Consider the following 25,860-nt stretch of genomic DNA (forward strand, 5'->3'; position numbering starts at 1 on the left):
GAGAGACCCAGTGGGGAAACTAACCCCGAATGCCCTGTGCAGAGTAGAAGTAATCTGCAGGCAGTTGTGTGTCTCCAAACAACTGGGACACCGTGACCAGCGTAAACCCGCGCTCAAGCAGTCCGTCTGCAACTGGTCCAGCGGCCGCCACAGTCTCTTCGTGGATGTCGTGCATGAGGACGATTCCATCGGGTGTCGCATCCCAAACAGACTGCGCCACGATTGAGTCGTATCCAGGCTTCTGCCAGTCATTAGTGTCCACAGACCAGAGGATTGCTGGCAGGCCACCCGCGGCCAGCGTGCGTGAGTTCAGGTCTCCGTAGGGTGGGCGCAACATAGGCACAGGAGCTCCGGTTACCGCAGTGATGGCGGCGGTTGTGTCGTTCACCTGTGCGGCGACGGAGGCATCATCCAGGGTTGTGAACGCGGGGTGGCTCCAAGAGTGGTTGCCAATTTCGTTGCCCTCGTCGTAGGCCCGCTTCAAGATATCTTCTTGGCCAGCTATGTTCTGTCCAAGGACGAAGAAGGTAGCGGCCGCATATGGGCGAGCAGCGTAGACGTCGAGGACCTGGGGCGTGAGGTATGAGGGCCCATCATCGTAAGTAACGGCAACGCAGGGAACCAGGTCGCAGTCGACGTATTCACGCCCGGAAGGGACTGCGGCGGGACCGGCCCAGGGGAGGGCCTCCGCCATCGAGTTTGAGATGCCAGCTCCGAGAGGTGTAAGAATCTCCTCTGCTCGGGCGGCTGGGATCTTCAGGGTCGTGGGGAGTATTTCCACCTTGGGGTCGCCTGCCGCCAGGAAGGCTATGAAGTCTTGATCGACGGTGACAAGGATATCGCCGTTCGTATCGAAGCCAACATTGGACAGCGATTGCCCCAGGTCTCCAAGGGTTGCAGCGTCGGGAGGCAGCACCTCGCCGCCACTCATGGGGCGTTCAATCTTTGCCAGGTCCGTGAGAGCATCGTAAAGAGTCGGCAGCGCCTCGGGTTTAATGAGATCCCGACCGCGCGCGACCTCGCCAGTCTCCGTGTTCGTGTAGATGATCTCCACAAAGTCGCTGGCAACCTCTGTGGCAGTGCCGCGGACGAAACGCAACTTTTGCCCATAGTTTGTCCCGGAAGCCAAGATCGTATCGCAAGCCACGGTAAGTTCCACGTCGCTACCAGCTGGAAGCGAGAGGCGTGGGTCGTCAAGAATTTCACGTCCAGTCAGTGCGGTGGTTCCCGGCACGCAACCACGCTCCAGCCACTCTGCGCTGCGATCGTGGGCCTCCGGTGTATAGACGGCTCCACGGGCCTCCGCTTGAGCCTGGAGTTGAGTGTTGACCGTGTCCGCAAGGAAACCATTGAACGGCTGCTGACCGGGCAGGTACGCCCATCGCGCTTCAGAACCAGTAGTTGAAGTGATCTTTTGTCCGGTCAGTCCATCAACAACCAGGTCGGTTGGGTGGGTGAAGTATTCTCCCAGGGTGATTTTTGGTGGCTCGGGTGTCTTTCCGCCTGCGCTACCGCTCTGACCTCCGGTTGATGGGGTGCATGCACCAAGTGTCAATGCGGCAGCCACGGTGAGAGCAGCCAACATTTTGCTACGTCTACTTGAAAGAATGCTTGCGTTCATTCTGCTGTTCCTTTTCACACCGACTCAGAATCAAAAGCTATGCGGGCATCACGGGACCCCAATCATTGTTATGCTACCGCCGAAAATGGCTAGTCTCCAAGCAAAACCGTAGGGAGCCGCGTAATGTGTCGCAGTTCTACATTCTGTCCATGAGGTCGGGGTGCTTACCGGTCCGCCCTCGTTCGCCACGGTCGAGGGCGTAAATCTCCCGCATATCGGCATCAGATAACTCAAAGCCGAAGAGATCCAGGTTCTCGCGCTGGCGCAGAGGCGTTGATGACTTAGGAAGAACGATGTCGCCACGCTGAACGCCCCACCGGAGAGCCACCTGCGATGGCGATCTGCCGTGTTCCTTTCCGATTCGCTCCAAGACGGGGTCGGTCAGAAGGGTTCCACGAGCAAGAGGTGACCATGCCTCCGTCACTATGCCGTGCTTGGCGTTGAATGCGTGTAGTTCTACCTCTGCAAAGTAGGGGTGAGATTCGATCTGGTTAACCTCAGGGAGTGTCTTTGCCGTCTGGAAAAGCTGTTCCAAGTGGTGAGCTTCAAAGTTTGACACCCCGATGCTCCGAGCTCGTCCTTCGGCAGCGAACTCTTCAAGGACCGCCCAGGTGGAAGCAAAATCTCCGCAATAGTGCATGGGTACTGGCCAGTGGATTAGGAACAAATCGACGTAGTCAGTCTGCAGATCAATGAGTGTTTGCTCGAAGGTTCTCCGGGCGTCCTCGGGTGCGTGATTGGGGTTGTTTAACTTAGAGGTGAGGAAAATGTCTTCCCGAGGCAGGCCGCTGGCTCTCCATCCCTCACCGACTTCGGTTTCATTTCCGTACATCTGGGCTGTGTCAACATGGCGGTAGCCGACCTCGAGGGCGCTGGTGACTATCGCAGCGGTATTCTCGGTCACCTTGTAGGTGCCAAACCCGACCTGGGGGACCATAACCCCACTCCGCGTTGTGACAGTGGGTATCTGCCTCATCACAAACCTCCGTCCCCAGGACGTGCGCCCCGGAATCTACTCTTCTTGGTGGGGCCCGGAGAACTGGGCCATGAACAGCCGTGCGTAAGCACCGTCTGCAGCTAACAGGTCGTCGTGAGTCCCCTGCTCAACAACGTCGCCGTCTTCCATGACCAAGATCAGCTCAGCATCACGAATGGTGGACAGCCTGTGAGCAATGACGAAGGCGGTCTTGCCTTGGCGCAAGGTATCCATTGCCTCCTGCACAAGTACTTCGGTGCGGGTATCAACGGAGGACGTGGCTTCGTCAAGTATCAGCATCTCCGGATACGCGATGAAGGCACGTGCAATGGTGAGTAGCTGACGCTCCCCGACGGATAGGGTATCCCCATCGTCCGAGATGCGCGTGTCGTATCCGTCGGGTAGTTGCCGAATCAGGCGATCAACAGAGGTCTCTCTTGCAGCCTTCTGGACCTCTTCACGGGTAGCCCCTTCCCGTCCGAAGGCAATATTCTCTTCAATTGTGCCGTCGAACAGCCAGGTTTCTTGAAGCACCATTCCCATGTGGTGGCGCAAAGTGTCCTTGTGGATGTCCTGAATGTTGACACCGTTGATCAGAATTTCCCCTGAATCGACCTCGTAGAACCTTTCCAAGAGATTGACCAAGGTGGTTTTCCCGGCACCTGTGGGGCCAATGATCGCGACCATCTGGCCGGCCTCGACGTTCAGGTTCAGGTTCTTAATGACGGGCTTTTCGGGGTCGTATCCAAAGCGGACGTTGCGGAACTCGACGTGACCGGCTTTCATCGGCTTGTCGCTGCCCGTGTCGGGCGCCATATCTGGAGCATCAAGGAAATCGAAGACGCGTTCGGCTGAAGCAAGTCCTGACTGCAGCAGGTTCGCAACCGACGCCAACTGCCCAATCGGCTGGGTGAACTGGCGTGAATACTGGATGAAAGCCTGCACCTCACCGATGGTCAGTGCGCCACCGGTCACCATGATGGCACCTCCGACCGCTACCACCACGTACGACAGGTTTGAAACGAAACTCATCACTGGGTTGACTAGGTTGGAAATGAACTGGGCCTTGAAAGAGGAGCGGTAGAGGGCCTGGTTCTCGACGGTGAAATCGTCCTCGAACTTCTTCTGAAGGTTGAAAAGGGTGACGACCTCGTGACCGGTAATGCTCTCTTCAACCACGCCCGAGACGGCGCCTGTTGCCTTCCACTGCTTGCGGAACTGCGGTTGGGCTTTCTTCATGAGGACGCCAGCGATGACGGCTCCTACGGGGAGAACGAAGAGGGCCACCAGTGTGAGCGACCACGACATAGTCAGCATCATGGTGGCGATACCGATGATGGTAAACACCGACGTGAGCAGTTGGGTCATTGTCTGCTGTAGGGTCTGCGTGATGTTGTCGACGTCGTTGGTGACACGCGAAAGAATGTCACCGCGACTGTGGCGGTCCAAGTACGAAAGTGGAAGCCGGTTGATTTTGTCTTGAATCTGTTGGCGTAACTTCCACCCGGTGTTCTGAACGACGAGCCTGGCAATCTGGCCGGAAGCCCACCCCAGGAAGGCAGAACCGACATAGATCGCTGCAACTAGAAGAAGCAGGTGTCCAAGCGCTGAAAAATCAACTCCCTGGCCGGGGACGATGTCCATTGGCTCGAGCATGTCAGCCATGCTGACTTCGCCGCTGGCCCGCAACTCGGCGATGACCTCCGCCTTGGTCGCTCCCGAAGGCATCCGTGAGGAGATGTAGCCGTTGAAGACGGTGTTCGTCGCGTCGCCAAGAATGCGGGGTGCGAGGACGGAGAGCACAACCCCACCGAGGCTGAACAGCGCCACCGCACCGATCATCCACTTGTATTCGCCAAGCATCTTGAGGACTCGCTTGAGCGTGCCCATTGAGTCCTTCACCTTTGCGGGGGCGCGTCCTGCGCCGCCGCCGGGACCGTGACCTGGGCCGCTCATTCGCCCTCCTCCAATGCCATCTGGGACTGAACTATCTGTCGGTAGGTGTCGGAAGTCCGCACAAGTTGGTCGTGGGGGCCGCGCGCCACAATCTCCCCATGATCAAGAACCAAGATTTGGTCGGCGTGGCGGATGGTCGCGATGCGTTGCGCGACAATAAGGACAGCGGCACCGCCAACATAGGTGGTGAGGTTGTTGCGGATGGCGGCGTCGGTCGCGTAGTCGAGGGCGCTGAAGGAGTCATCAAAAACATACAGGTCTGCACCCTTGTAAAGCGCCCGCGCCATGGTGAGGCGTTGCCTCTGGCCCCCGGAGAAGTTGCGCCCGCCGGGATCCACCCGCGTGTCCAGCCCGTCCTCGAGCAGGGAAACAAACTCCGTGGCCTGCGCGCCCTCGAGGACACGCTCAACCCGGGCGCGCTGCTCAGGTGAGGGGTCGTCAACTCCGGACACCGTGGATGCGATTGTCCCTGAGAAGAGGTAGGCAGACTGTGGAACGAACCCGATATGGGAGCGCAGTGTGTCCGGGTCGAAGTTGCGAACGTCCGTTCCATTGACTGTGATCGCTCCGGCTGAAGGATCCATGAGGCGCGGAAGCAGATTCGCGAACGTACTCTTGCCGGAGCCAGTGGAACCAATCACGGCGGTGACTGTGCCCGGAAGCAAGGTAGCGTCGACCCCCTGGAGCACCGGCTCCTCAGCCCCCGGGTACTGGACCTCAACATTGTCGAATGCGAAGGTTGGGCGCTCGGTGGGGAAGGGGACAAGCGCGGCTGGCGCCGGATTGGCAACCGAAGGGTTGGTTGACAGCACCTCGTTTATGCGGCGGGAAGTCACTGTTGCGCGAGGAAGCATGAAGAACAGCATTGAAGAGGTCATTGTTGCGCCGAAAATCATCGCGAAGTAGGAGATGAAGGCGAGTAGCGCACCGATTTCCATCGATCCGGAATCGACAAGGTGCCCACCGAACCAGACAACCCCAATAGTTGCCATGGAGAAGATCAGTTGCAAGAGGGGGAACATCACTGCGAACACTGCGCCGATGCGGAGGGCAACGGTCTTCAGGGAGTCGTTGGCGCCCGTGTAACGGTTGCCGAACTCATCCTGGCGCACGAATGCCCGGATGACCCTGATGCCGCTGAGTTCTTCGCGCAACACAGTGTTCATCCTGTCGAGGCGGTCCTGTTGGCTGCGGAAGAGCGGATTGAGGATGATGAAGGCGATCGTTATGACGATGGTGATCAGTGGTACGAGGACGATCAGGAGGCTGGCCAACTGCGCGTTCATGCGGAGCGTCATCACGATGCCGCCGACGCCCATGATTGGTGCGGCAATCATGAAGTTGAAGATCATCAGAATTACCATCTGGATCTGCTGAACATCGTTGGTAGACCTGGTGATAAGCGAAGGTGCGCCGAGGTCGTGGACTTCTCGCGATGAGAATTCTTGCACCCGGGTGAACACCTTTGAGCGCAGATCTGCCCCGAGCCCCATGGCCACCAGTGCCGCCAAATACACGGCGAATCCCGCGGTGATCCCCTGCGCTGCAGATACTGCGAGCATTACTGCTCCCAAAACCCACACCCGGTTCACGTCACCCGTCACCACGCCCTCGTCAATGATGGAAGCGTTAAGATCGGGTAGGAAGAGCGCGCAGATTGTGGAGGCCACTTGAAGGATGATGACGGCAGCCACCTGGTGCCAGTGCGCCCTCAGATAGGGCCAAGTTACCCGCCAAAGCATAGACAGTCCTCAATCTCCAGAAAAATGACTTTAGATGCTAAGCCTAAACGGAGTTCTTTTCGTTTCGTGATGACCTTTTCTCACAGCGGATTCACGGGGCAACAACCCACGAACGAGCTCTCCGGCTGGGCCCGGCTGCCTGCTGAAGAGCCGGGGCGTTCATGGTTGCCGTGGAAACCTCTAAACTTCTGCTCATAACATGTCAGCCAACGCATCCAGGAATGGGGGGACAAGCCTTGGCAGGAAGCAGATCGGGAGACACCCACAAGCATGCCGTCCGTGGGGTCAGCCTTCCCGATGAGGTCGTGGAGCTGGGAGTCTGGGCGGTGTTGGCGGTCGCTTTTCCGCCACTTCCGGACCCGCACGGTGAGGAGGGTGACGGCGTGGGCAACGTGTCCGAAACGGCCCGAAAGAAGATTGCCCAGCGCTACATGCCCGGTTTGGATACGCTTCTGGACGGCGCAGTGCGCCTTCGCAATGAGGTGCGCGACGGGCGCCGCCTCGCCATTTCTTTGGGACGCTATGAAAAAGTGCGCAGCGGGCTCGCCGCCGCAAATCAGGTTGCGTCCCGACCGGGTCAAGCGGCTTGGCCTCCCGGGGCGCAGACAGTCGCCGCGCGTCTCGGGGGTGGTTCATGGGCAGATGCCCTGCGCGCCCTTGGAGTTAGTGCAGAGACAGGTGGGCGTGCAAGAGGGAGCGGGTCGTTGGCCAACCATGACTTCAAAGCAGCTTTGGCCGCGTTCTTTCACGACTGTGGCGAAGGTGGGGGCCCGACGACATACTCTGCCTACTGCGCCTGGGTGCAAGAAGAGAGAGCCAATGGGCGGCATCGCCCCTCGGGGTCTGCAGTGCGTCAGCGTTACGCATCCTGGTCCGGGGCGCTTGCGGCAAACGGCTAACGCCTAGAGTGTTTCGACCACTCTTCCCCGCGCAGCTCCTCCAACTGACGCCGCTCCTTCTTTGTCGGGCGCCCTGATCCGGGATCTCGAAGTGGTATGCCTCCGTAAATCCGAGGGCGGGGTGGTGAGTGATCAATGTAGGCTTCGCGAGCCAGTGGGGCACCAAGCCGTTTCGGAGGCAGGGAAACGACCTCGACAATTTTGTCAAAACCATGGTCCCTGATGCGGATAACATCCCCCGGAACTACTTTGAATGATGCCTTGACAGGTGCATCGTTGACTCTGACATGACCGGCTCGCACCGCAGAGGTCGCTAGTGAACGCGACTTGAACTGGCGCGACGTCCACAGCCAAACGTCAACACGCACGGGGTCATCCCACCCAAAATGCCGCGATGGCCCGCGCCAGGTAGACGGGGTCGAGGACGTGGCATGTTTCCCGCGTTGAGTGCATTGCGAGTATTGGGATACCAACGTCGACAGTCTGGATCCCCAACCGGGTGGCCAGCAGGGGGCCGACGGTTGATCCCGGACGCATTGAGCTGTGTGAAACAAAGACCTGGCTTGGTACGTCTGCGTTGCGGCACGCCTTGCGCCATGTTGCCACGCCCTCCAGTGAGGTGGCGTAGCTCTGATCCGCATCGACTTTGAGAACAGGACCCCCACCCATGACGGGGCGTTCTTTGGGTCCATGCTTGTCCTCGTACCCGGGGTTCACACTGTGGGCTGCGTCGGCAGAAAGTAGGACTGAGTTGGCCCGCGTTTGGTCGCGCCCATCGCCGTAGATCCCACTTGCGAGGCAGATACGCCTCATTACTTCTTCGAGAAGGGGCCCACGGGCACCCGTGGGGGTGCCTGAGCCGATTTCTTCGTGATCAAAGAGTGCGAGGACGGGGATGCGCCCACCGGCCCAAGCGTCCCTATCGAGCAGCTCCTCGCCGCCGCTTCCTGTGATGGAGGTCAGTGCATGGAGTCCCGCGAACACAGATGAGAGATTGTCTTGGCGACCTGACATTAGGAACTGGTCGTCAACCCCAAAGATCTCCGGTGGCTGTGCCGGGACAAGAAACAGTTCACTTGCCGCGATCTCTTCAGCGGACTCGAAACCTGCCATCCGTGCGACCAGACCCATGAGGTCTCGGTCGTCCCCGATGGTCCAGACGGGCTGCATGTTCTTTTGTGGGTCGAGGACGAGCCCCTTGGTGTTGACTTCTCTACCGAGGTGGGGTGCCAGTTGAGGCAAGAAAGCAATTGCGTCGCTGCAGACTAGGCGCCGGTTGCCGTCCCAGTCCACGACAGCGCCCGCGAGACGCAGGGTGCGGTCAAGCCAGGAGTTATTAAGGGGCCCACCGTAGGTCTCCACCATAATCTGCCCCCAGCCGTCACTAGAGGTCTTCTGTGGCAGTGGCTTGAGCTTCAGGGCTGGTGAGTCGGTGTGTGTGGCAGTAAGAACAAAACCCAGCGCGCCCTCGAACTGAACCCAGGCGACAAGAGCTCCGTCTTCCACAACGAAGTATCTTCCAGGTTCTGTCGGCCAGTCTTCCCGGCGGTCGACCTCCACGAAGCCGCCCTCGGCGAGCATCTGCCCCGCCTGGTCAGCGCAGTGGTACGAGGTCGGACTGGAGTAGAGGAAGTCCGCATACTCCTGCGCATACTCGCGGACGGCGGGGGTCCGGGTAGTGAGGATAGAGGGTTCAGCGACGTTACTCATTGTGATGCTCTGTTACTCCACGTAGCGGTAGATGTTGGTTTCACGGGTTTGGAAACCGCAGCGAACGTAGAGACGGTTTGCGGCTTCGCGGGACGGTCGTGAGGTGAGGTCGACTGAAACACAGCCGAGGACTTTGGCTTGGTCGAGGGCGGCTTCAACCAGGGCCTGTCCAGCTCCCTGGCCCCTGGCGCCGTTGTCGACGACCACGTCCTCAATCCAGGCGCGCTTACCGGTTGGGATCTGAAAGGTCACCAGCGTGAGCATGCCGAGGATTGGGTCCAAGCCGGGGACAGGTGCCTCACCTGTGGGAACTGCCCTGTACGTGAAGAGAAAGACTCCTGGCTGAGCCACAAACTTCTTGAGTGCCTTTTTCCCCATGGGTTTGGCGGAGGAGGAGAGCTGGGGAATCAGCTTCTCAAACGCCTCAACCAGTTCCGGGGTGACGTCGGTGATTAGGTCAACGGTCATGAGGATTCGCTTTCGCAGAAGAAAATGCGGTTAGAACGTCTCAAGGGTACAACGTAGACCCGTGTGGTGAGGATCACTGAAGGCTCTTGGCGGTTAGATTTGGCGAAAACACGAGGAAAACTCCAAGGTTGAGTCGACTGGACTCAAGTCTGCATGATTTGGGGGTTGCGTCCGGTCGTGTCAACTTCTAAGGTTGAGTCCATGAGGCTCAAGGTTGGAAAGGTTGGGAAAGCCCTCCCGACCGTGAGCGACTGACCAAATAGATTTAGAAAACAGGAGGCACGACTCATGGGTCGAGCAGTAGGTATTGACTTGGGAACCACCAACTCCGCACTCGCGGTGCTAGAGGGTGGCGAACCGACGATCATCGTGAACGCTGAGGGCGCACGTACCACCCCTTCGGTGGTGGCATTCTCCAAGAGCGGCGAAGTTCTTGTGGGTGAAATTGCGAAGCGTCAGGCAGTAACCAACGTTGATCGCACAATTTCTTCAGTGAAGCGCCATATGGGAACGAACTGGTCCCAGAGCATTGACGATAAGAACTACACGGCGCAAGAGATTTCGGCGCGTATCTTGTCGAAGCTGAAGCACGATGCAGAATCGTACCTGGGTGAGCCCGTCACCGACGCGGTGATCACGGTCCCCGCGTACTTCAACGATGCTGAGCGTCAGGCAACCAAGGACGCGGGGCAGATTTCAGGTTTGAACGTTCTGCGCATTATCAACGAGCCGACAGCGGCAGCACTTGCCTATGGTCTGGATAAAGGAAAAGAAGAAGAACTGATTCTGGTCTTCGACCTCGGCGGCGGTACCTTCGACGTATCACTGCTGGAAGTTGCCAAGGATGATGATGGCTTCTCCACCATTCAGGTTCGCGCTACAGCAGGCGACAACCGGCTGGGTGGCGACGACTGGGATCAGCGCATCGTTGACTGGTTGATCCAGCAGGTCAAGTCCAAGACCGGTGTTGACCTGGGTAAGGATCCGGTCGCACTGCAGCGTTTGAAGGAAGCGTCAGAGCAGGCGAAGCGTGAGCTTTCAACCGCGACGACCACCACCATCTCGATGCAGTACCTGTCGATGAGCGAGTCAGGCCCAATCCACTTGGATGAGAAGCTAACGCGCGCAAAGTTTGAAGACATGACGAAGGACCTCTTGGATCGCACCGAGAAGCCGTTCAAGGACGTCATCAAGGAGGCCGGAGTTTCGGTTTCTGAGATTGACCACGTGGTGCTGGTTGGTGGCTCAACCCGTATGCCGGCCGTGAACGACCTCGTCGTCAAGTTGACCGGTGGTAAGGAGCCGACTCGTACAGTGAACCCAGATGAGGTTGTTGCTATCGGCGCAGCCCTTCAGGCCGGTGTCATGCAGGGCGACCGCTCTGACGTGCTGCTGATCGACGTGACACCGCTTTCCCTCGGCATTGAGACCAAGGGTGGCGTAATGACCCGACTGATCGAGCGCAACACGGCGATCCCAACCCGTGCAACCGAGGTGTTCTCGACTGCTGAAGATGGCCAGTCTTCCGTCCTCATCCAGGTATTCCAGGGTGAACGTGACTTCACCAGGGATAACAAGCCGCTGGGCACCTTCGAACTGACCGGCATTGCTCCGGCGCCGCGTGGGGTTCCCCAAATTGAGGTCTCCTTCGATATTGACGCCAACGGCATCGTCCACGTTTCCGCCAAGGACCGTGGGACGAACAAGGAACAGTCGATGACAATCACCGGTGGTTCTGCACTTCCCAAGGATGACATTGAGCGCATGGTGAAGGAAGCCGAAGAGCACGCTGAAGAGGATAAGAAGCGTCGCGAGGACCTGGAAACCCGTAACCTTGCTGAGCAGACCGCATACTCTATCGAGAAGCTCCTCAAGGAGAACGAGGACAAGGTTTCTGAAGACACCCGCAAGACGGTTCAGGAAGCCATCGACGAAGTGAAGTCTGCGCTCGAGGGCGACGACACGGATGCTGTGAAGAAGGCATTCGATCACCTCAACGAGGTCGGCATGAAGATTGGTGAAGAGGTCTACCAGGCTGCAGCATCAGAGGCCGCAGAGGAAGAGCTTCCCAGCCAGGAAGATGTCAATGCTGAGGAAGAGGTCATCGACGCAGAGATCGTTGAAGACGAGGACGACAAGTAGGCGCAGTTTCGACTGACAACTTAGTAACGGGGAGGGGGTCGCGCCTGCGGCCCCCTCCGCCGTCTGTCCGGCAGACTTTAGGAAGCACGTTCTGGCCCTGTGGGCCAACGGAGAAGAGAAAATGACGAAAGACAATAGTGTTGATCCGGGTTCGGAAGATCCCGCACAGCAGGCCGAAGGTTCCGTCCCGGCCGAACAGGGTGCAGAGAACACGGATTTTGCCGTATTTGAAGAGGATTTTGGCGACGGCAGCGACCTGGTGAGGCTCCAGAAGGAGCTTGACGAAGCACGCGATGAGCTCAGCAGAAGCAGAGCAGAGACTTACAACGTACGCCAGGAGTACGGTAACTATGTGCGCCGCTCCAAAGAAGAGGCTGCTAACCGCCAGGCCGCAGCTCGGGAGGATGTTGTGGAGGAACTACTGCCAGTCCTCGACGATATCGAGGCTGCACGTACAGCCGGGGAGCTGGCAGACGGACCGTTCGCGGCAATTGCGGACAAGTTCGAAGAGATCCTCGGTGGACGCTTCGGCCTCGTCCAGTTTGGGGCACCCGGAGACGTCTTCGACCCGACGTTGCACGACGCGCTTATGGCGCAGGCTAACCCCGATGTCGAAGAGGCTGTCATCGCGACCGTTCTGCAACCCGGATTCAAGGTCGGCGAACGGGTTCTTCGCCCAACCAAGGTAATCGTTGACAACCCTGCTTAGGGGTTCGATGGAGAGGAGGCTGAAATGGCTGAACAAGATTGGCTAGACCAAGACTTCTACAAGATCCTCGGCGTCGACAAGTCAGCGGACGACAAAGAGATCCGGAAGGCGTACCGCAAGCTCGCCCGCAAGTGGCACCCGGACCAGAACGCGGGGGACACGAAGGCTGAGGCCAAGTTCAAGGAGATCGGTGAGGCATTCGCCGTTCTTTCCGACAAGGACCAGCGTGAGCGTTATGATGCGATCCGCGCCATGGGTTCGGGCGGCCCCAGATACACCGGCGGTGGTACGGGTGGCGGCTTCGAGGACATGTTTGGAGGCATGTTCGGCGGCGGTGCGGGTCAGCGCGGCCCGAATGTGCGTTACCAAACCAGTGGTGGTGGCGGGGGTGGATTCGGTGGAGCCGAAGACATACTCTCTTCACTCTTTGGTGGGGGAGGGGGCTCCAGCCCCTTCGGCAGCGGCGGATCCGGCGGCGGAAGTCCCTTTGGCGGCTTCGGTGGCGGCCAATACGCAGCGCCGCAGCCGCAGAAAGGCGCCGACCTCACGACCTCGACCACGCTGACTTTCAAGCAGGCGTACGAGGGCGAGACCCTGCAGTTCGCCCTCGACGGCAAGTCGATGAAGGTGCGAATTCCTGCCGGGGTCCGCGACGGACAGAAGATCCGCCTTCGTGGCAAAGGTCAGCCCGGCGTATCAGGAGGACCGGCGGGCGACCTTGTCGTCAAAGTCTCCGTTGAGAAAAGCCCCGTCTTCACGATGGACGGCGCAAACCTACGCGTTAAAGTTCCGGTGTCATACCCGGAAGCAGCGTTGGGTGCAACGATCGATGTGCCGCTGCCCGACGGAACAAAGGTGGGGGTAAAAGTTCCAGCCAACACCTCGTCAGGCCGGGTTCTGCGGGTTCGCGAGCGAGGCGTGAAAAAAGGTAGCAAGCGCGGCGACGTCCTTGTCGAACTACAGGTCAGCACGCCCTCGAAGCTCTCCGACGACGCAAAAGCGACGATAGAAGAGCTACGGACAGAACTTGGTACTTGGGACCCTCGCGAAGCGCTTAAAGCGGCGACAACCCGATGACTGAGGCAGCAGCGTCACAGCAAGCCAACGCGAGGAGCGAGGCCGTCTATACCGTTTCGGTGGCCGCGACTCTGAGTGGAATGCATGCGCAGACACTGCGGCAGTACGACCGTCTTGGACTGGTCACGCCAGGTCGAACCAAAGGCCAGGGACGACGCTACTCTTCAGCCGACATTGAACGCTTGCGGCATATCCAACGGTTGACTCAGGAACACGGGATCAACCTGGCTGGGGTGCAACGCATTCTCGGCCTCGAAGAAGAAGTGCGTAGTCTGAAGAGCGCGCTTGATGACCTCAACGCCGCACTTGCGAGGGCGCAGGCTCCCGTGAAGGGGGTTTTCACCGCGGACTCAGCGGGGAAGGTGCAGCTCCGCTCCCACTCCGGGGCAGTGGGTCGACGGGCGGGGGTCCCCACCAGCGGTGGTGATGTCGCCGCTGCCTCCCTTCGGCTGCCTGGGCCGCGGCCTGTTGGGGCTGCTCGCGAACTGGTGGAGCTGGTGAGCTCGAAGCCTGAGCGACACGCACCTGTAGAGTTATCCATGCGCCCTGGCAGTGCCCTGGCGGAGCGTGGATTGACGGGCTGGCAACTGGTTGCCAGTCTGCGTCTGGGGCAGATAGCAGAGCGTCGCAAGTTGGTTTGAGGGGAACGAATGACACCTAAGCAGTCTCGGGGAGGATCTCTTTCTGCGCGGGCTCGGGCAGCTCTTGTGGCGGGTTTGGGTGCTCGCGCGGCCTCGAAGGCACTGGGCCGCGGTGCGGGCGGAATGTTTGGAGGGCGCGTTGCACTTCGCGTCAACCCCGAAATGATTGAAGAGTTGAGCGCCGGTAAACGATGCGTCCTCATCACGGGTACCAACGGGAAATCCACGACGACCAAGATGGTCGCTGCGGCATTGAGTGCCGTCGGGCGGGTCGCTGGAAATCTAGGTGGAGACAACATGCAGACGGGCGTGACAACCGCCTTAATGGTGGGGCGGGATGCGCACCTGGCCGCTCTTGAAGTTGATGAGATGAACATGCCCGACATTGCTGGAAAGGTGCGTCCAGAAGCCATAGTCCTGCTGAATCTCTCCCGTGACCAGCTGGACCGGGTCGGAGAAATCGGAGCAGTTGAGAAGCGTCTCAGAGATGCGGTTAACGCCAATACTCAGGCAACGATCATCGCCAACTGTGATGACCCCCTTGTTGTCTCTGCGGCCTGGGATGCGCCCAAGGTCGTCTGGGTGGCGGCGGGTGCCCCCTGGAAGGACGATGCTGTTTCCTTCCCGCGCACAGGCACACTCATCGAGCGCCATGGTGAGGATTGGGAGGTCGAGGGCGATGGTGCCTATCGCCGTCCGGTCCCCGACTGGGAGATCACCGAGGTGTTCGAGGATGGCTCCTTCGATCTGCAGGGGCCAGACGGTACCCACAACCCAGTGTCTTTGAGTGTTCCTGGCAGGGCCAACCGGGGTAACAGTGCGCAGGCAATAGCTGCCGCGGTTGTGATGGGGGCTGCTCCCATTCGTGCTGCGCGCGCGGTGGGAACTGTCAGTGGGGTTGCTGGACGCTACCAAACCTACGATGTTGCAGGGCGGGCCGTAAATCTGCTGCTGGCCAAGAACCCCGCAGGCTGGCAAGAGTCCCAGACTGCAATTCCTTCCAGTACCGAACAGGTCATTGTTGCGGTCAACGCGCAGCGCGCCGACGGTACTGATACCTCATGGTTGTGGGACGTTGACTTCACACCCCTGCGGGAGCTGGGAGCGAGTCGTATCATAGCCAGCGGGGAGAGGGCCGCAGACTTGGCGGTGAGACTGGATTACGCTGGCATCACTGCCGAAGTGATCGATAGCCCCTTCGAAGCGATCTTTGCTATGGATGTTGCTCCCGTGCAGGTGTTGGCAAATTACACGGCATTCCGGGATCTCAAGAAAGAGATTGAAACAGCACGGGCCAAGTCTGGAAGTGGCGGTGATTCAGATGTCTGAGTCGGTCCTGCGGATCGGTGTCGTTTATCCCGAGGTGCTGGGTACCTATGGCGATACCGGCAACGCAACCGTTCTCCGTGAGAGGGCAGTGAGGCGCGGCATTCCAGCCGAAGTGATGATAATTGGTCTCTCGGATGCCATCCCTTCCGACCTCGATATTTATGTCCTCGGTGGTGGGGAGGATACCGCGCAAGCCCTTGCCGCATCACGAATGCGAGAACATAGAGGACTTGTGGAAGCAGCGGAATCACGGCGGCCCATATTGGCCATTTGTGCTTCACTGCAGGTCCTTGGTGAGAGGTACACGGACGCGGGTGGACGTGAAGTCGAAGGTTTGGGATTGCTTGACGTGGTCACTCGCCCTCGGGGAAGTCGTGCGATTGGGGAACTGGTTGAACGTCCCCTGCTGGCGGGTTTGACTCACCTGCTGACGGGTTTCGAGAACCACGGCGGTGGGACAACTCTAGGTCCCGATGCGAGGCCACTGGGGAAGGTGCTGGTGGGAGTCGGAAATGGAAGCGTCGAGGACTCACTGGAAGCGGACGACTCCTCGTCGGTCCTCTACGAGGGTGCCGTGCAGGGGAGCATTATTGGCACGTACCTACACGGCCCGGCACTAGCGCGGAACCCCCAGTTGGCCGACTACCTTCTGGCAGAGGCGCTCGGAGTCAATCCCGGTGAGTTAGCAGAAATCGAAATGCCCCTTGTTGAGAGGCTGCGAAGTGAACGCCTTGAAGCTGTCGGCGTGGAAGAGGAGAACTGATGAGTGACCTTTATAGTTCGGGAAGTTCCCAGAACAATCGCGGTCAGAATCAGGGTGAGAATCCCTGGCCTGTGTACGGACAGACAAACCCGGGAGGTGTGCAGGAAGGACAGGGTTCGACGCCTTGGCCCGTATACGGTGGAGCGGATGCCTCCGGTTCGCAACCCCCACAGAGTCCCCAGTATTTTCCCGGCGGGCAGGCAGGTGCTCAGTTCCCGACCAGCTCACAACAGACGCAGAACCCATATGGGGCGTCCCCGTATGGAACTGGTCCCCAGGGCGGCACTCCATATGGTTCAGGAGTTCCACAAAACACCCCCGGGCCGCACGCGGGCGGATACGGCTATCCGGTGTCGCCTCCGCTCCCGTCACGAACAGGACCGATATTGACGATTGTTGGTGGCGCGATACTTATGGTGGTCATTGCGCCAATCGTCCTCGTTGCCATGATTTTCTCTGGGATTGGACTCTCCAGCATTGTGGAGAGTTCGATGCAGGCAACCAATGGTGGCGTCGTCGTGGTGGGTGAAACCGGCTCCATCGGAGTTGCTACGACATCGACGCTGCCACAGACGTGCACACTCTCACAGGAAGGCTTAGGAAGCGTGGAAATGCAACCTGAGCTTGACGGCGCGATAGTGGTCGCAAGGGATTTGACTCCGGGGGAGTACACGCTTTCCTGCACTGGGATGACGTCATCTGACTCGGTTGTTGTTTTTGACGGGGAGGCATTGGATGGGATGCTCCCCGCGACGGCCTCGGCACTCGGGTGGGCGTCAGTGGTTGGCATCGTTGGTTTGGGGGTTCTGATCGGCGGTATTGTCTGGCTTGTGAAGCGCAACGGGCAACGGCGGTCCGCCATGATGGGCTACCGGGTCTAGGTGGATTCCCAGGTCGTTTCCCGTGCGATAGAGGCGTTGCGCGCCCCGGAGCGCTCTCTCGCACAACTGAACTGGAAGCGTGCCCTAGCGGGATCTCTTTCTCTGAAACGTCCGGATCTGGCGCGCCAACTGATTGGGCACCTCGGTGTAGATCCCTCCGAGGTGTCCCCGTTGGCGGATATGTCTGTGGGGGAGTTAGGCGTTGTGTACGAGGCGCTCCTCGCCCTGTCGGACCCGAAGTCCCGACGCCGCGATGGCCAGTACTTCACGCCCGACGACGTTGCGAAATTCATGGTTGCTGAGGCCGGCCACTTCCCTGCGGGTACGTGGCTGGACCCCTGTTGTGGGATCGGTAACCTCTCCTGGCATCTTGCTGCAAGCCAGGATGACCCGAGTACCTTTGTGGCGAGACGCCTGTCCTTGGTTGACTTGGACGAGGTTGCCTTGGCTAGCGCAGAAGCGATCCTCACGGCATCCTTTGCGGCGCGTGGGAACCACGGGGTGCTACCAGCTTTGGTGGCGAGGTCCCAGAAGGGAGACTTCCTTTCATCCCAGATAACTGTCACCGCCGACTACGTCATCATGAACCCTCCGTACGGGAGGACAGAACGTCATGATGGTTACGCGACTGCGTGGGCTGGTGAGCTTTACGCCTACTTCACGGAGAAGGTGTCCGGTGGTGCCAAGGGGTTTGTTTCGGTCACCCCGGCCTCGTTCCTAGGCGGGCTGCGGTATGCTCCGCTGCGCAACATCCTCGCGAGCAGGTCGGGACGGATCTACGTCTTTGACAATGTCCCGGACACCATTTTTCGGGGGTACAAATACGGGTCAATGAACACCAGTACCACCAACTTTGTTAGAGCGTGCATAACGGTTGTGGATCCTCAGGTAGCAGGCTCTGTTTCCGCCGGCTCTGCTTCTGGCCTCGTCCCGCAAAGTGCATCCACTTCTGGCCTCAAACACGCGAACCGACTCCCACGTGGCCTCGTCCCGCAAAGTGCATCCACTTCTGGCTGGCTGATCACCCCCATCATTCGCTGGACCAGCGCGAACAGGAAAGCAATGTGGGAAGGACTGAGGGGCTTTCTGGTTCCGCTTCGAAGAGCGCCGGGTGGCGAGTGGGTGAAGTTGATGCCCGGCACCGAGGCAGTGTGGGATGCGCTGTGTGGGTCGGAAGTATTGGCGCGACCAGGGCCGGAAGACTCCGACGCGAATGCCAGGTGCCTTGCAAACCTACTGGTCGTCCGGAGCGCCGAAGACGGCGCATCTCCCTTCCGGCTGTGGGTTGCATCGACCCCAAGGTACTACGTCAGTGCCAGTAGGAAACCACTACAAAGGTCAAGCTGCCACGTCCTCACCTTCCAGTCGGCAGAAGCCATGAACCAGGCATACTTGCTGCTCAACTCGTCGCTTGCCTACTGGTGGTGGAGGTGTGTGGATGGCGGCATCACCCTGCAAAAACGGACGTTGGCTTCGCTGCCGTTGCCCCCGTTGCTCGAGGAGGTGAGCGCGGGGCGGCCGGACTTGCTCGCGGAGCTCGAGAGCAGTGACAGTCGCGACATCCAGCTGAAACTCAATGCCGGACGCATCAACGAGAATGTCAAGCGCCCTCGGGATCTGGTGGAAGAGATTGACCGGAGTCTCCTAGCAGGGCTCGATTACGACTTTACGTGGGTCTTCGTGCCGGATCTCTTTGCGCAGGGCTCCCCTACGCCGGCCCTTCCGGCCTCCGGGAAGTAGGGAGCCGGTTAAGCCTTAGCGAGCCCGCTAGGCTTGCATAACAGTGTGATTCGGGGGTGGGTGGGCCTAGTCGGCTCCGTATGACCTAAGTGGCTCCGTAACGCGGGGGACAGTCCACAGTGGAGGGCGTTTCACGCTTCGCGGCGCGAGATACGGGGCATCCCCGCCATCCGGGGGCGAGCTATGCGACTATCCCAGCCATCCGGGGGCGAGCTATGCGACTATCCCAGCCATCCTGGCGCGAAATGTATACGTGGGGGCGAAATGATCGCCCGGGGTAGGCACCCCAGACCACCACCAGCACCCAACATATACATTTCACGAATCAGAAGAGGTGCGAACATCCCCAGGGTCTTCGCCCCGAAGCCCTTTCGCCCTTTGGAAGCGCTAAACTCCCAACTCACGCCAAAGGAATGCCCACCCTAGGGCCTGGTTGTGCGCCCTCTGCTGATTATCGGCTGCTCCGCCGTGGCCGCCCTCGATATTTTCGAAGTACAGCACCGGCTTTCCCGCTGCTTCAGCCAAGTACCCAAGGGAACGTGCATGGCCGGGATGAACACGATCATCCTTCGTGGAAGTCGTCAACATCAGGGATGGGTAGGACCGTTCGGGGTTGAAGAGGTGAACCGGGCTGAAGGTACGAATGAACTGCCACTGCTGCGGATCTTCAGGGTTCCCGTACTCGGCGATCCAAGAATGCCCAGCCAACATGGTGTGGAAACGGCCCATATTGAGCAGCGGAACTTGACAGAGCACCGCTCCGAAGGCATCCGGATACTGGGTGTACATGTTCCCCATCAGGAGCCCGCCGTTTGAGCCACCCTGAATGCCCAACTGCTGGCGTGTCGTCACTCCACGGCCAACCAGGTCCCGGGCGACGGCCACAAAATCCTCATAGGCACGGTGACGGTTCTCTTTTAGGGCACTGCGGTGCCAGCCGGGACCGTATTCCCCGCCACCGCGAATGTTTGCGACCACATACGTGCCGCCGCGTTCCAGCCACGCCCGTCCCACCGCTGGGTTGTAGGCGGGAAGTAGGCTGACATCGAAGCCTCCGTAGCCATACAGGACGGTGGGGGCCGGTCCGGAAGAATCCCCGGCAGAGACCTCGAAGTACGGTACGAGTGTGCCATCCTTTGACACCGCGAAATGCTGGGTGACTGTGACGTTTGAAGCGTCGTAGAGGTGCGGCGCTTGCCGAACCGAAGTAGCACTTGATCGAACGCCCTCAGGTTCGTCAACGGTGGGTTGAACCAACCAGAGTTCGCTTGGCTCCGTGTACCCGGTGGTTACGATCCACAGGTCGTTACTCTTCTGCTTATCAACCGGGCTGACAACCGCCGTTGCTATTCGTCTGGCGCCACCGTCCGTCCCTCCCGGAACATCCAGACCCACAGTCTTCCACGCGCCACCGCCCTCGGCCACTCCCGACGAGGGCGGAACGAGGACGGTCAGATGCGAGACAACGTCGCGGATAGTGGTGAGAACAACCTGATCACGGGTTAGCGTGAGATCTTCGAGAACCTCGTGGGCCGTAGGTTCAAACAGCGTAGTTGACGGCGCAACGTCAGGGCTTGCGAATAGTTCGTCAGTGTCGAAGGCCAACAGGGACCCGGCTCTGTGCGTCTGCCCCTGCCGACTCCAATCTTCCCGCAACCACGCCAGGGTCCAACGGTTCCACACGGTGGCTTCAGCCGATCGTGGCACTGGCAGACGTCGAGGGCTGTCCGGGCCAAGCTCCCCCGGTTCACCTTCAACGAGGAAGCGGTCCGAGGTGTAGAAATCCTCCATTACCTCGACAATCGAGCGCTCCCCTTGTGCATCCCTGAGCGCACGCGCCCACACGCCCATTGCCGAGGGATCAGCTTGCAGAATCACGTTTGCGTCCTCGACTGACTGTCCCCTGTGAAGAAGGCAGGCGCGTAAAGGGTACCCGGATGGAGAAGTGGTGTCGGGTGAGGTGGGTTGGGAGAGCCAGCAGATGTCGCGCGTCAGCCATGACAGGCTGCCCTTTGCTTCCGGGCGGAAGAATCCGTCGCTAACCCAGGTTTTGCTGTCAATTGCGAACTCTCTGGTCTCATCTGCATCCGACCCGCCGTCAGACAGGGTAATGAGTGCGCGGCTAGGATCCTGCGGGCACACCGCAGCTCCGTGCCACACCCATGACCTGCTTTCGGTTCGGGCGAGGGCGTCGACATCCAACAACACCTGCCAGTCGTCTGATCCGTCCAGGTAATTCTGATAATTCTGCCTACGCCATAGTCCCCGTGGGTGCTCACCGTCCGTCCAGAAGTTGTAAGCCCACTCATCGCGAACCGTCACCATGGGAATGCGCTGCGGGTTGTCGAGGACGGAGAGGATCTCTTCTTCGAGTACGCGAACACTTGGGGCCGTGTCGGGGTGGTCCGCCAGCGTCTTTTCGGTACGTTCATTACGTTCACGCACCCACGACAGTGCTTCATCCCCCAGGATTTCTTCCAGAAAAGCCGGGGTGATGGCGTCTAGAGGGTGTGGGAGGGGCGTAGAGGATGCGGGGCTAGTCATCTGCCCACTATGACACTGCCTTCCGACACCTAGCAATTTCGCTCCAAGCGACTTCCCGGTCGCAGATGTCGGAGGTGCGTTCTATGATCGAAATGTACTGATAGTAGCCCTGATCAAAGTTCTTACAGGAGGAAACGATGAGTGCAAAGCTGACAACCCGCGCCCAGGAAGCCGTGTCATCAGCCGTGCAAATGGCGTCGGCAGCAGGCAACCCCCAGGTTGAACCTCTCCATCTTCTAGAGGCGTTGCTGGAACAACCGGAGGGTATTGCCCTGTCGCTTCTTGCAGCCGTTGGGGCGCAACGCGGGCAGGTTGGGGCGCAGGTGCGTACTGCACTGGTGGCGCTTCCGACCTCCAGCGGCTCCTCGGTTGCGCAACCTCAAACCTCCCGCGCACTGATGAATGTCATCACCGATGCTCAGAAGCGTGCGGAGGTGAAGGGCGACGCTTACGTGTCCACGGAGCACCTTCTGATCGCCATTGCGGCGTCCGACTCAGAGGCGGGCAAGATCCTTCGGTCGGCGGGGGCAACCCCGGATGAGCTTGAGGTTCAACTTGAGAAGCTCAGGCCGGAGCCGATAACAACCGTGGACCCGGAAGGGACGTTCCAGGCACTGTTGAAGTACGGGCGTGACCTGACCGAAGTTGCCCGGGAAGGGAAGTTGGATCCGGTGATTGGGCGCGACTCTGAGATTCGTCGCGTAGTGCAGGTACTGTCAAGGCGCTCCAAGAACAATCCGGTCCTGATCGGTGACCCCGGCGTGGGCAAGACAGCCGTAGTGGAAGGGTTGGCACAACGAATTGTTGAGGGGGATGTGCCTGATTCTCTGCGCAACAAGAAACTGATAAGCCTAGATTTGGGCGCAATGGTCGCAGGGGCAAAGTACCGCGGCGAGTTTGAGGAAAGACTCAAGGCCGTCCTTGATGAGATCCGTAACTCTGACGGTGAAGTCATCACGTTCATTGATGAGCTACACACAGTCGTGGGTGCCGGTGCCTCTGAAGGTTCCATGGATGCAGGCAACATGCTCAAGCCCATGCTGGCTCGCGGGGAACTGCGCATGGTGGGTGCGACCACTCTGGATGAATACAGGGAGAATATTGAGAAGGACCCCGCGCTTGAACGCCGCTTCCAACAGGTCTACGTGGGACAGCCTTCTGTCGAAGACACGGTGGCGATCCTGCGCGGAATTGCCCCCAAGTACGAAGCTCACCACAAGGTAACCATTTCTGACGGGGCGCTTGTCGCGGCCGCCGAACTGTCCGACCGCTACATTGCAGGGCGTCAGTTGCCAGACAAGGCAATTGATCTGATTGATGAGGCCGCGTCGCGCTTGCGGATGGAACTGGACTCATCACCCGTAGAGATTGATGTCTTGCAGCGGTCGTTGAACCGACTGCAGATGGAAGAGGCTTACCTGAGCGAGTCTGATCCCGACGCTGAAGATGACGCAACACAGGACCGACTTTTCCGCCTCCGTGAGAGCATCGCGGAAACGGGTGAGGAACTGAATGCGTTAGTGGCACGCTGGGAAAATGAGAAGGCTGGTCGCAATAAGGTTGGCGACCTCAGGGTCCAGTTGGATGAACTGCGGACAGCATTTGAAGTCGCTATGCGTGAGGGTCGGTATGACGAAGCCGGCCGAATTCAGAATGGTGAGATACCGGCGATTCAGGACGCGATAGCAGCTGCCGAACTGGAAGAAATCGACCAGCGCGCTGAAAGTGCAGAGCCCATGATCGCAGAGAAGGTTGGGCCAACGGAGATCGCGGAAGTCATTGAGTCGTGGACGGGAATCCCGACGGGGCGCCTGCTTCAGGGTGAAACAGAGAAGCTTCTCGAAATGGAAGACTGGATTGGCAAACGCCTCATCGGGCAGAAGGATGCGGTGCGCGCAGTCTCGGACGCAGTTAGACGTTCTCGCGCCGGCGTGGCAGATCCAAATCGCCCCACCGGTTCATTCCTCTTCCTGGGCCCCACCGGTGTGGGCAAGACGGAACTGGCAAAGTCACTGGCGGAGTTCCTGTTTGATGATGAGCGGGCGATGATTCGCATCGACATGTCGGAATACTCTGAGAAGCACTCGATTGCGCGCCTTGTCGGAGCCCCTCCCGGATACGTTGGTTATGACGAGGGCGGGCAGTTGACGGAAGCTGTTCGTAGGCGTCCCTACTCGGTTGTGCTGCTTGATGAGGTAGAGAAGGCTCACCCGGAAGTCTTCAACATTCTGTTGCAGGTCCTAGATGATGGGCGTCTTACGGATGGCCAGGGGAGGACGGTTGATTTCAGAAACACGATTCTGATCCTCACCTCGAACCTTGGTTCCCAGTATCTGATTGACCCTGAACTGTCCCCAGAAGGCAAGCGGGAGTCAGTGATGTCCGCAGTCCGACTCGCCTTCAAACCTGAGTTTCTCAATAGGCTTGATGAGATTGTGATCTTTGATCCTCTGGACAAAGAAGAGCTGGGACAGATTGTCGACCTACAACTTGAGAGTATGAGTCGCAGGCTGCGTGCTCGTCGCATCACGCTTGAGATCACTGATGAAGCACGCCGTTGGTTGACGAACAACGGTTATGATCCCGCGTATGGCGCGCGCCCGCTACGCAGATTGGTGCAGAAGGAAATCGGGGATCGACTTGCGGTCTTGATCCTGGCCAATGAGGTTGAGGACGGTCAAGAAGTCTTGGTATCGGTTGCTGATGGCGGGAACGAACTCCGCGTTGAGCCGGTGGTTGCAAGCTGAAGTGAGGTGGGCATGCCTAGATGCCCTGGGATGACGCTATCGTTGGGCATGTGAATCAGTTCCCGGTCCCGTTTGCCCATTCCATCGCGGCAGTGGACCGTGATGGTCGGGTCATTTGGGAACAGGGGGATGTCACACGTGTTTTCCCCTTGGCTTCCGTGACCAAGATTGTCACTTCGCTTGCAACACTGCGGGCTGTGCAAAGTGGCATTGTTTCTCTAGCGACCATCGCCGGTTCCGCCCCACAGTTCCACGCAAACTCGAGGCTGGGAAGCAGCGGCGCTTTGGACAATGGAGAAGCTATGCCATTCACACTTGCGCATCTCCTTTCCCATTCATCTGGGCTTGCGGCAGAAGGAAATGGGACAGAGTTCCGTGATATGCCCGGTATGCGGCGGATCTACAGCAACCAGGGTTTTGATGTCTTGGGTGACTTCATGAGAGAGAAGACTGGCGCTGCGACCTCACGGTGGATCGACCGTGAGGTCGCCGCCCCGCTGGGGCTGCGCTCAACCACCGTTCCAAGCTCCCCAGCTCGGTCGGGGTTTGGGTCAGCGTTGGACTTGACTGTTCTGGCTGAGGAACTCCTTGAGCCGCAGCTGCTGACGCCCAAGATGGCATCGGCGTTCAGTGAGGTGGCACTGCCCGGGCTTCGTGGCATCCTGCCGGGCTACGGTATGCAACGCGACAACACCTGGGGCCTTGGCGTCGAAATAAAGGGCGAAAAGCAGCCACATTGGACCCCGCCGTCCGCGTCTCCACTCACCTTCGGGCACTTCGGAATGTCCGGATCGTTCCTCTGGGTGGAGCCACGAAGAGGGATCGGCGCGGTCTTCTTGGGAGCGGAACCCTTCGGTCCCTGGCATAAGGCGAATTGGCCGATACTCGGCGAAAAGATCCTTGAAGCTGCGTAGAGGGACAATTGTGTGAGCAGTTCGCACGGTACGCCCGGCAGCTTCAGTGAAATGTATACGTGGGGGCGAGATGTGCGGCTGGGGTATGGACCCCAAGGATGCCTCTCACCCCCACGTATACATTTGAGGGCGAGGCCGTATAGGGCAGGGGCATGGCGCCCACCGCACCGTCAGGCGTGGGGCAGTTTGCTCACAATCGCTCGGACTAGGAAGCGAGGCGCAATCCGGGTGGCATGGTAGATGGCCTTGTACCGAAGTGACGGTGTAACCAGCGGTTGCTTGCGTTCCAACGCCTCGAGGGTTTCCTTCACCACCTGATGCGGGGTCATCCACAGGGCTTCCATGGCTTGTCCGTAATAGTTCTTGCCGCCGGAACGGTCATGGAACTCAGTGTGCGTGAGGCCCGGCATGACAGCGGTGACGTTGACCCCGCTCCCGCTCAACTCCTCATACAAGCCCTCTGAGAAGGTGCGGACCCACGCCTTGTGGGCTGAGTACGGTCCCATACCAGTGTCTGCCGCAACGGATGAAACGTTGATAATCCCACCTCGACCGGCCGACCGCATCTGCCGTCCGCCGTAGTAGCAGGTTGCCATCACGGCGCGAACCATTACGTCGAGGCCGTAGAGCTGCCTGTCAAAGTCATCATCAAGGAATGACGAATCGAACCCGAAGCCAGCATTGTTTACCAATAGGTCAACCGACGAAGGCAGCTCTTCACTTTCCGGGGTTTCCACCGGCCGGACCGCGAGCCGCCTGCATACCTGCGCTAAGTCATCGGGTTCTGCGAGGTCGGCAACCAGCACCTCCACATTCACGCCGTTGACGCGTCGGATATTGGTCGCAAGTGCGTCCAACCTTCCCCTGTTGCGCGCCACCATGACCAGATCGCTGCCGGCATTGGATAACTGCCAGCAAAACTCCCTACCAATTCCCGACGTCGCGCCGGTTACAAGTGCTGTTCCCATCTGCTCATCGTAGGCGCTTGAGGTGATTTCTGG

General features: G+C 59.2%; 20 protein-coding genes. 11 read left to right on the forward strand and 9 right to left on the reverse strand.

Annotated features, from left to right (window positions below; translation table 11 throughout):
• Positions 1–19: 19 nt before the first annotated feature.
• The 4 genes from IDL90_RS10470 to IDL90_RS10485 all read right to left on the reverse strand — a co-directional run bounded on the left by IDL90_RS10470 (position 20) and on the right by IDL90_RS10485 (position 6,295).
• Positions 20–1,621 carry a polysaccharide deacetylase family protein gene (locus tag IDL90_RS10470; RefSeq protein WP_187995299.1) on the reverse strand — a complete coding sequence of 534 codons (1,602 nt, stop codon included), beginning with the start codon at positions 1,619–1,621 and terminating at the stop codon, positions 20–22.
• Between the two features lie 136 nt (positions 1,622–1,757).
• On the reverse strand, positions 1,758–2,597 hold the full coding sequence (locus IDL90_RS10475; RefSeq protein ID WP_182141409.1) for an aldo/keto reductase: 840 nt from the start codon (positions 2,595–2,597) through the stop codon (positions 1,758–1,760).
• 36 nt (positions 2,598–2,633) lie between these two features.
• On the reverse strand, positions 2,634–4,553 hold the full coding sequence (locus IDL90_RS10480; protein WP_223175313.1) for an ABC transporter ATP-binding protein: 1,920 nt from the start codon (positions 4,551–4,553) through the stop codon (positions 2,634–2,636).
• On the reverse strand, positions 4,550–6,295 hold the full coding sequence (locus IDL90_RS10485) for an ABC transporter ATP-binding protein (protein ID WP_187995301.1): 1,746 nt from the start codon (positions 6,293–6,295) through the stop codon (positions 4,550–4,552). Before IDL90_RS10485 ends, IDL90_RS10480 begins: the two co-directional genes overlap by 4 nt.
• Positions 6,296–6,531: 236 nt before the next feature.
• On the opposite strand from IDL90_RS10485, the gene IDL90_RS10490 reads away from it, so the two are divergent.
• The gene (locus IDL90_RS10490) at positions 6,532–7,194 is read left to right on the forward strand and encodes a hypothetical protein (protein ID WP_187995303.1); all 663 of its coding nucleotides are present in this window, start codon (positions 6,532–6,534) and stop codon (positions 7,192–7,194) included.
• On the opposite strand, the gene IDL90_RS10495 is transcribed toward IDL90_RS10490, so the two are convergent.
• From IDL90_RS10495 to IDL90_RS10505, 3 genes are read right to left on the reverse strand one after another with little or no spacing between them, the layout of a single operon-like run.
• Positions 7,191–7,562 (reverse strand): RNA-binding S4 domain-containing protein, encoded by a 372-nt coding sequence (locus tag IDL90_RS10495; protein WP_187995305.1) that lies wholly within the window; start codon positions 7,560–7,562, stop codon positions 7,191–7,193. The genes IDL90_RS10490 and IDL90_RS10495 overlap by 4 nt on opposite strands.
• 4 nt (positions 7,563–7,566) lie before the next feature.
• Positions 7,567–8,904 carry a M18 family aminopeptidase gene (locus IDL90_RS10500; protein ID WP_187995307.1) on the reverse strand — a complete coding sequence of 446 codons (1,338 nt, stop codon included), beginning with the start codon at positions 8,902–8,904 and terminating at the stop codon, positions 7,567–7,569.
• 12 nt (positions 8,905–8,916) lie between these two features.
• On the reverse strand, positions 8,917–9,372 hold the full coding sequence (locus IDL90_RS10505; RefSeq protein WP_187995309.1) for an N-acetyltransferase: 456 nt from the start codon (positions 9,370–9,372) through the stop codon (positions 8,917–8,919).
• Between the two features lie 288 nt (positions 9,373–9,660).
• Between IDL90_RS10505 and dnaK the strand changes: the two genes are divergently transcribed.
• The 8 genes from dnaK (at position 9,661) to IDL90_RS10545 (ending at position 18,654) form a co-directional block, all read left to right on the forward strand.
• Positions 9,661–11,514: a molecular chaperone DnaK gene (gene dnaK / locus IDL90_RS10510; RefSeq protein WP_182141404.1), complete on the forward strand. Its 1,854-nt coding sequence runs from the start codon at positions 9,661–9,663 to the stop codon at positions 11,512–11,514.
• Between the two features lie 121 nt (positions 11,515–11,635).
• Positions 11,636–12,223 (forward strand): nucleotide exchange factor GrpE, encoded by a 588-nt coding sequence (locus IDL90_RS10515; RefSeq protein WP_187995311.1) that lies wholly within the window; start codon positions 11,636–11,638, stop codon positions 12,221–12,223.
• 24 nt (positions 12,224–12,247) lie between these two features.
• Complete coding sequence (locus IDL90_RS10520; RefSeq protein ID WP_187995313.1) at positions 12,248–13,300, forward strand: DnaJ C-terminal domain-containing protein; 1,053 nt, start codon at positions 12,248–12,250, stop codon at positions 13,298–13,300.
• On the forward strand, positions 13,297–13,941 hold the full coding sequence (locus IDL90_RS10525) for a heat shock protein transcriptional repressor HspR (RefSeq protein ID WP_187995315.1): 645 nt from the start codon (positions 13,297–13,299) through the stop codon (positions 13,939–13,941). The genes IDL90_RS10520 and IDL90_RS10525 overlap by 4 nt, the downstream gene beginning before the upstream one ends.
• A 9-nt stretch (positions 13,942–13,950) precedes the next feature.
• Positions 13,951–15,270 carry a MurT ligase domain-containing protein gene (locus tag IDL90_RS10530; protein WP_187995317.1) on the forward strand — a complete coding sequence of 440 codons (1,320 nt, stop codon included), beginning with the start codon at positions 13,951–13,953 and terminating at the stop codon, positions 15,268–15,270.
• Positions 15,263–16,033 (forward strand): type 1 glutamine amidotransferase, encoded by a 771-nt coding sequence (locus tag IDL90_RS10535; protein ID WP_187995319.1) that lies wholly within the window; start codon positions 15,263–15,265, stop codon positions 16,031–16,033. Before IDL90_RS10530 ends, IDL90_RS10535 begins: the two co-directional genes overlap by 8 nt.
• On the forward strand, positions 16,033–16,914 hold the full coding sequence (locus IDL90_RS10540; RefSeq protein ID WP_187995321.1) for a hypothetical protein: 882 nt from the start codon (positions 16,033–16,035) through the stop codon (positions 16,912–16,914). The genes IDL90_RS10535 and IDL90_RS10540 overlap by 1 nt, the downstream gene beginning before the upstream one ends.
• The gene (locus IDL90_RS10545; RefSeq protein ID WP_187995324.1) at positions 16,915–18,654 is read left to right on the forward strand and encodes an N-6 DNA methylase; all 1,740 of its coding nucleotides are present in this window, start codon (positions 16,915–16,917) and stop codon (positions 18,652–18,654) included.
• A gap of 387 nt (positions 18,655–19,041) precedes the next feature.
• Here IDL90_RS10545 and IDL90_RS10550 read toward each other — a convergent pair whose 3' ends face one another.
• Entirely contained in the window at positions 19,042–21,198 is a 2,157-nt protein-coding gene (locus tag IDL90_RS10550) for a prolyl oligopeptidase family protein (RefSeq protein WP_187995326.1), read from the reverse strand.
• A gap of 137 nt (positions 21,199–21,335) precedes the next feature.
• Here IDL90_RS10550 and clpB point away from each other — a divergent pair, with 137 nt between their 5' ends.
• Both clpB and IDL90_RS10560 read left to right on the forward strand, forming a co-directional pair.
• Positions 21,336–23,945, forward strand: a complete 2,610-nt coding sequence (gene clpB / locus IDL90_RS10555) for an ATP-dependent chaperone ClpB (protein ID WP_187995328.1) — start codon at positions 21,336–21,338, stop codon at positions 23,943–23,945.
• Between the two features lie 50 nt (positions 23,946–23,995).
• Positions 23,996–24,859: a serine hydrolase gene (locus IDL90_RS10560; RefSeq protein WP_187995330.1), complete on the forward strand. Its 864-nt coding sequence runs from the start codon at positions 23,996–23,998 to the stop codon at positions 24,857–24,859.
• 170 nt (positions 24,860–25,029) lie between these two features.
• Here the strand turns inward: IDL90_RS10560 and IDL90_RS10565 are convergent, their stop codons facing one another.
• On the reverse strand, positions 25,030–25,827 hold the full coding sequence (locus tag IDL90_RS10565) for an SDR family oxidoreductase (RefSeq protein WP_182141393.1): 798 nt from the start codon (positions 25,825–25,827) through the stop codon (positions 25,030–25,032).
• Between the last annotated feature and the right edge of the window lie 33 nt (positions 25,828–25,860).

The organism is Schaalia sp. JY-X159, assembly GCF_014525425.1.
Taxonomy (GTDB): domain Bacteria; phylum Actinomycetota; class Actinomycetes; order Actinomycetales; family Actinomycetaceae; genus Scrofimicrobium.

Excerpts from the sequence above, each read along its gene's own strand:
- IDL90_RS10470 (WP_187995299.1), bottom strand. The coding sequence starts at position 1,621 with ATGAACGCAAGCATTCTTTCAAGTAGACGTAGCAAAATGTTGGCTGCT.
- IDL90_RS10475 (WP_182141409.1), bottom strand. The coding sequence starts at position 2,597 with ATGAGGCAGATACCCACTGTCACAACGCGGAGTGGGGTTATGGTCCCC.
- IDL90_RS10480 (WP_223175313.1), bottom strand. The coding sequence starts at position 4,553 with ATGAGCGGCCCAGGTCACGGTCCCGGCGGCGGCGCAGGACGCGCCCCC.
- IDL90_RS10485 (WP_187995301.1), bottom strand. The coding sequence starts at position 6,295 with ATGCTTTGGCGGGTAACTTGGCCCTATCTGAGGGCGCACTGGCACCAG.
- IDL90_RS10500 (WP_187995307.1), bottom strand. The coding sequence starts at position 8,904 with ATGAGTAACGTCGCTGAACCCTCTATCCTCACTACCCGGACCCCCGCC.
- IDL90_RS10505 (WP_187995309.1), bottom strand. The coding sequence starts at position 9,372 with ATGACCGTTGACCTAATCACCGACGTCACCCCGGAACTGGTTGAGGCG.
- dnaK (WP_182141404.1), top strand. The coding sequence starts at position 9,661 with ATGGGTCGAGCAGTAGGTATTGACTTGGGAACCACCAACTCCGCACTC.
- IDL90_RS10515 (WP_187995311.1), top strand. The coding sequence starts at position 11,636 with ATGACGAAAGACAATAGTGTTGATCCGGGTTCGGAAGATCCCGCACAG.
- IDL90_RS10520 (WP_187995313.1), top strand. The coding sequence starts at position 12,248 with ATGGCTGAACAAGATTGGCTAGACCAAGACTTCTACAAGATCCTCGGC.
- IDL90_RS10525 (WP_187995315.1), top strand. The coding sequence starts at position 13,297 with ATGACTGAGGCAGCAGCGTCACAGCAAGCCAACGCGAGGAGCGAGGCC.
- IDL90_RS10530 (WP_187995317.1), top strand. The coding sequence starts at position 13,951 with ATGACACCTAAGCAGTCTCGGGGAGGATCTCTTTCTGCGCGGGCTCGG.
- IDL90_RS10535 (WP_187995319.1), top strand. The coding sequence starts at position 15,263 with ATGTCTGAGTCGGTCCTGCGGATCGGTGTCGTTTATCCCGAGGTGCTG.
- IDL90_RS10540 (WP_187995321.1), top strand. The coding sequence starts at position 16,033 with ATGAGTGACCTTTATAGTTCGGGAAGTTCCCAGAACAATCGCGGTCAG.
- IDL90_RS10550 (WP_187995326.1), bottom strand. The coding sequence starts at position 21,198 with ATGACTAGCCCCGCATCCTCTACGCCCCTCCCACACCCTCTAGACGCC.
- clpB (WP_187995328.1), top strand. The coding sequence starts at position 21,336 with ATGAGTGCAAAGCTGACAACCCGCGCCCAGGAAGCCGTGTCATCAGCC.
- IDL90_RS10565 (WP_182141393.1), bottom strand. The coding sequence starts at position 25,827 with ATGGGAACAGCACTTGTAACCGGCGCGACGTCGGGAATTGGTAGGGAG.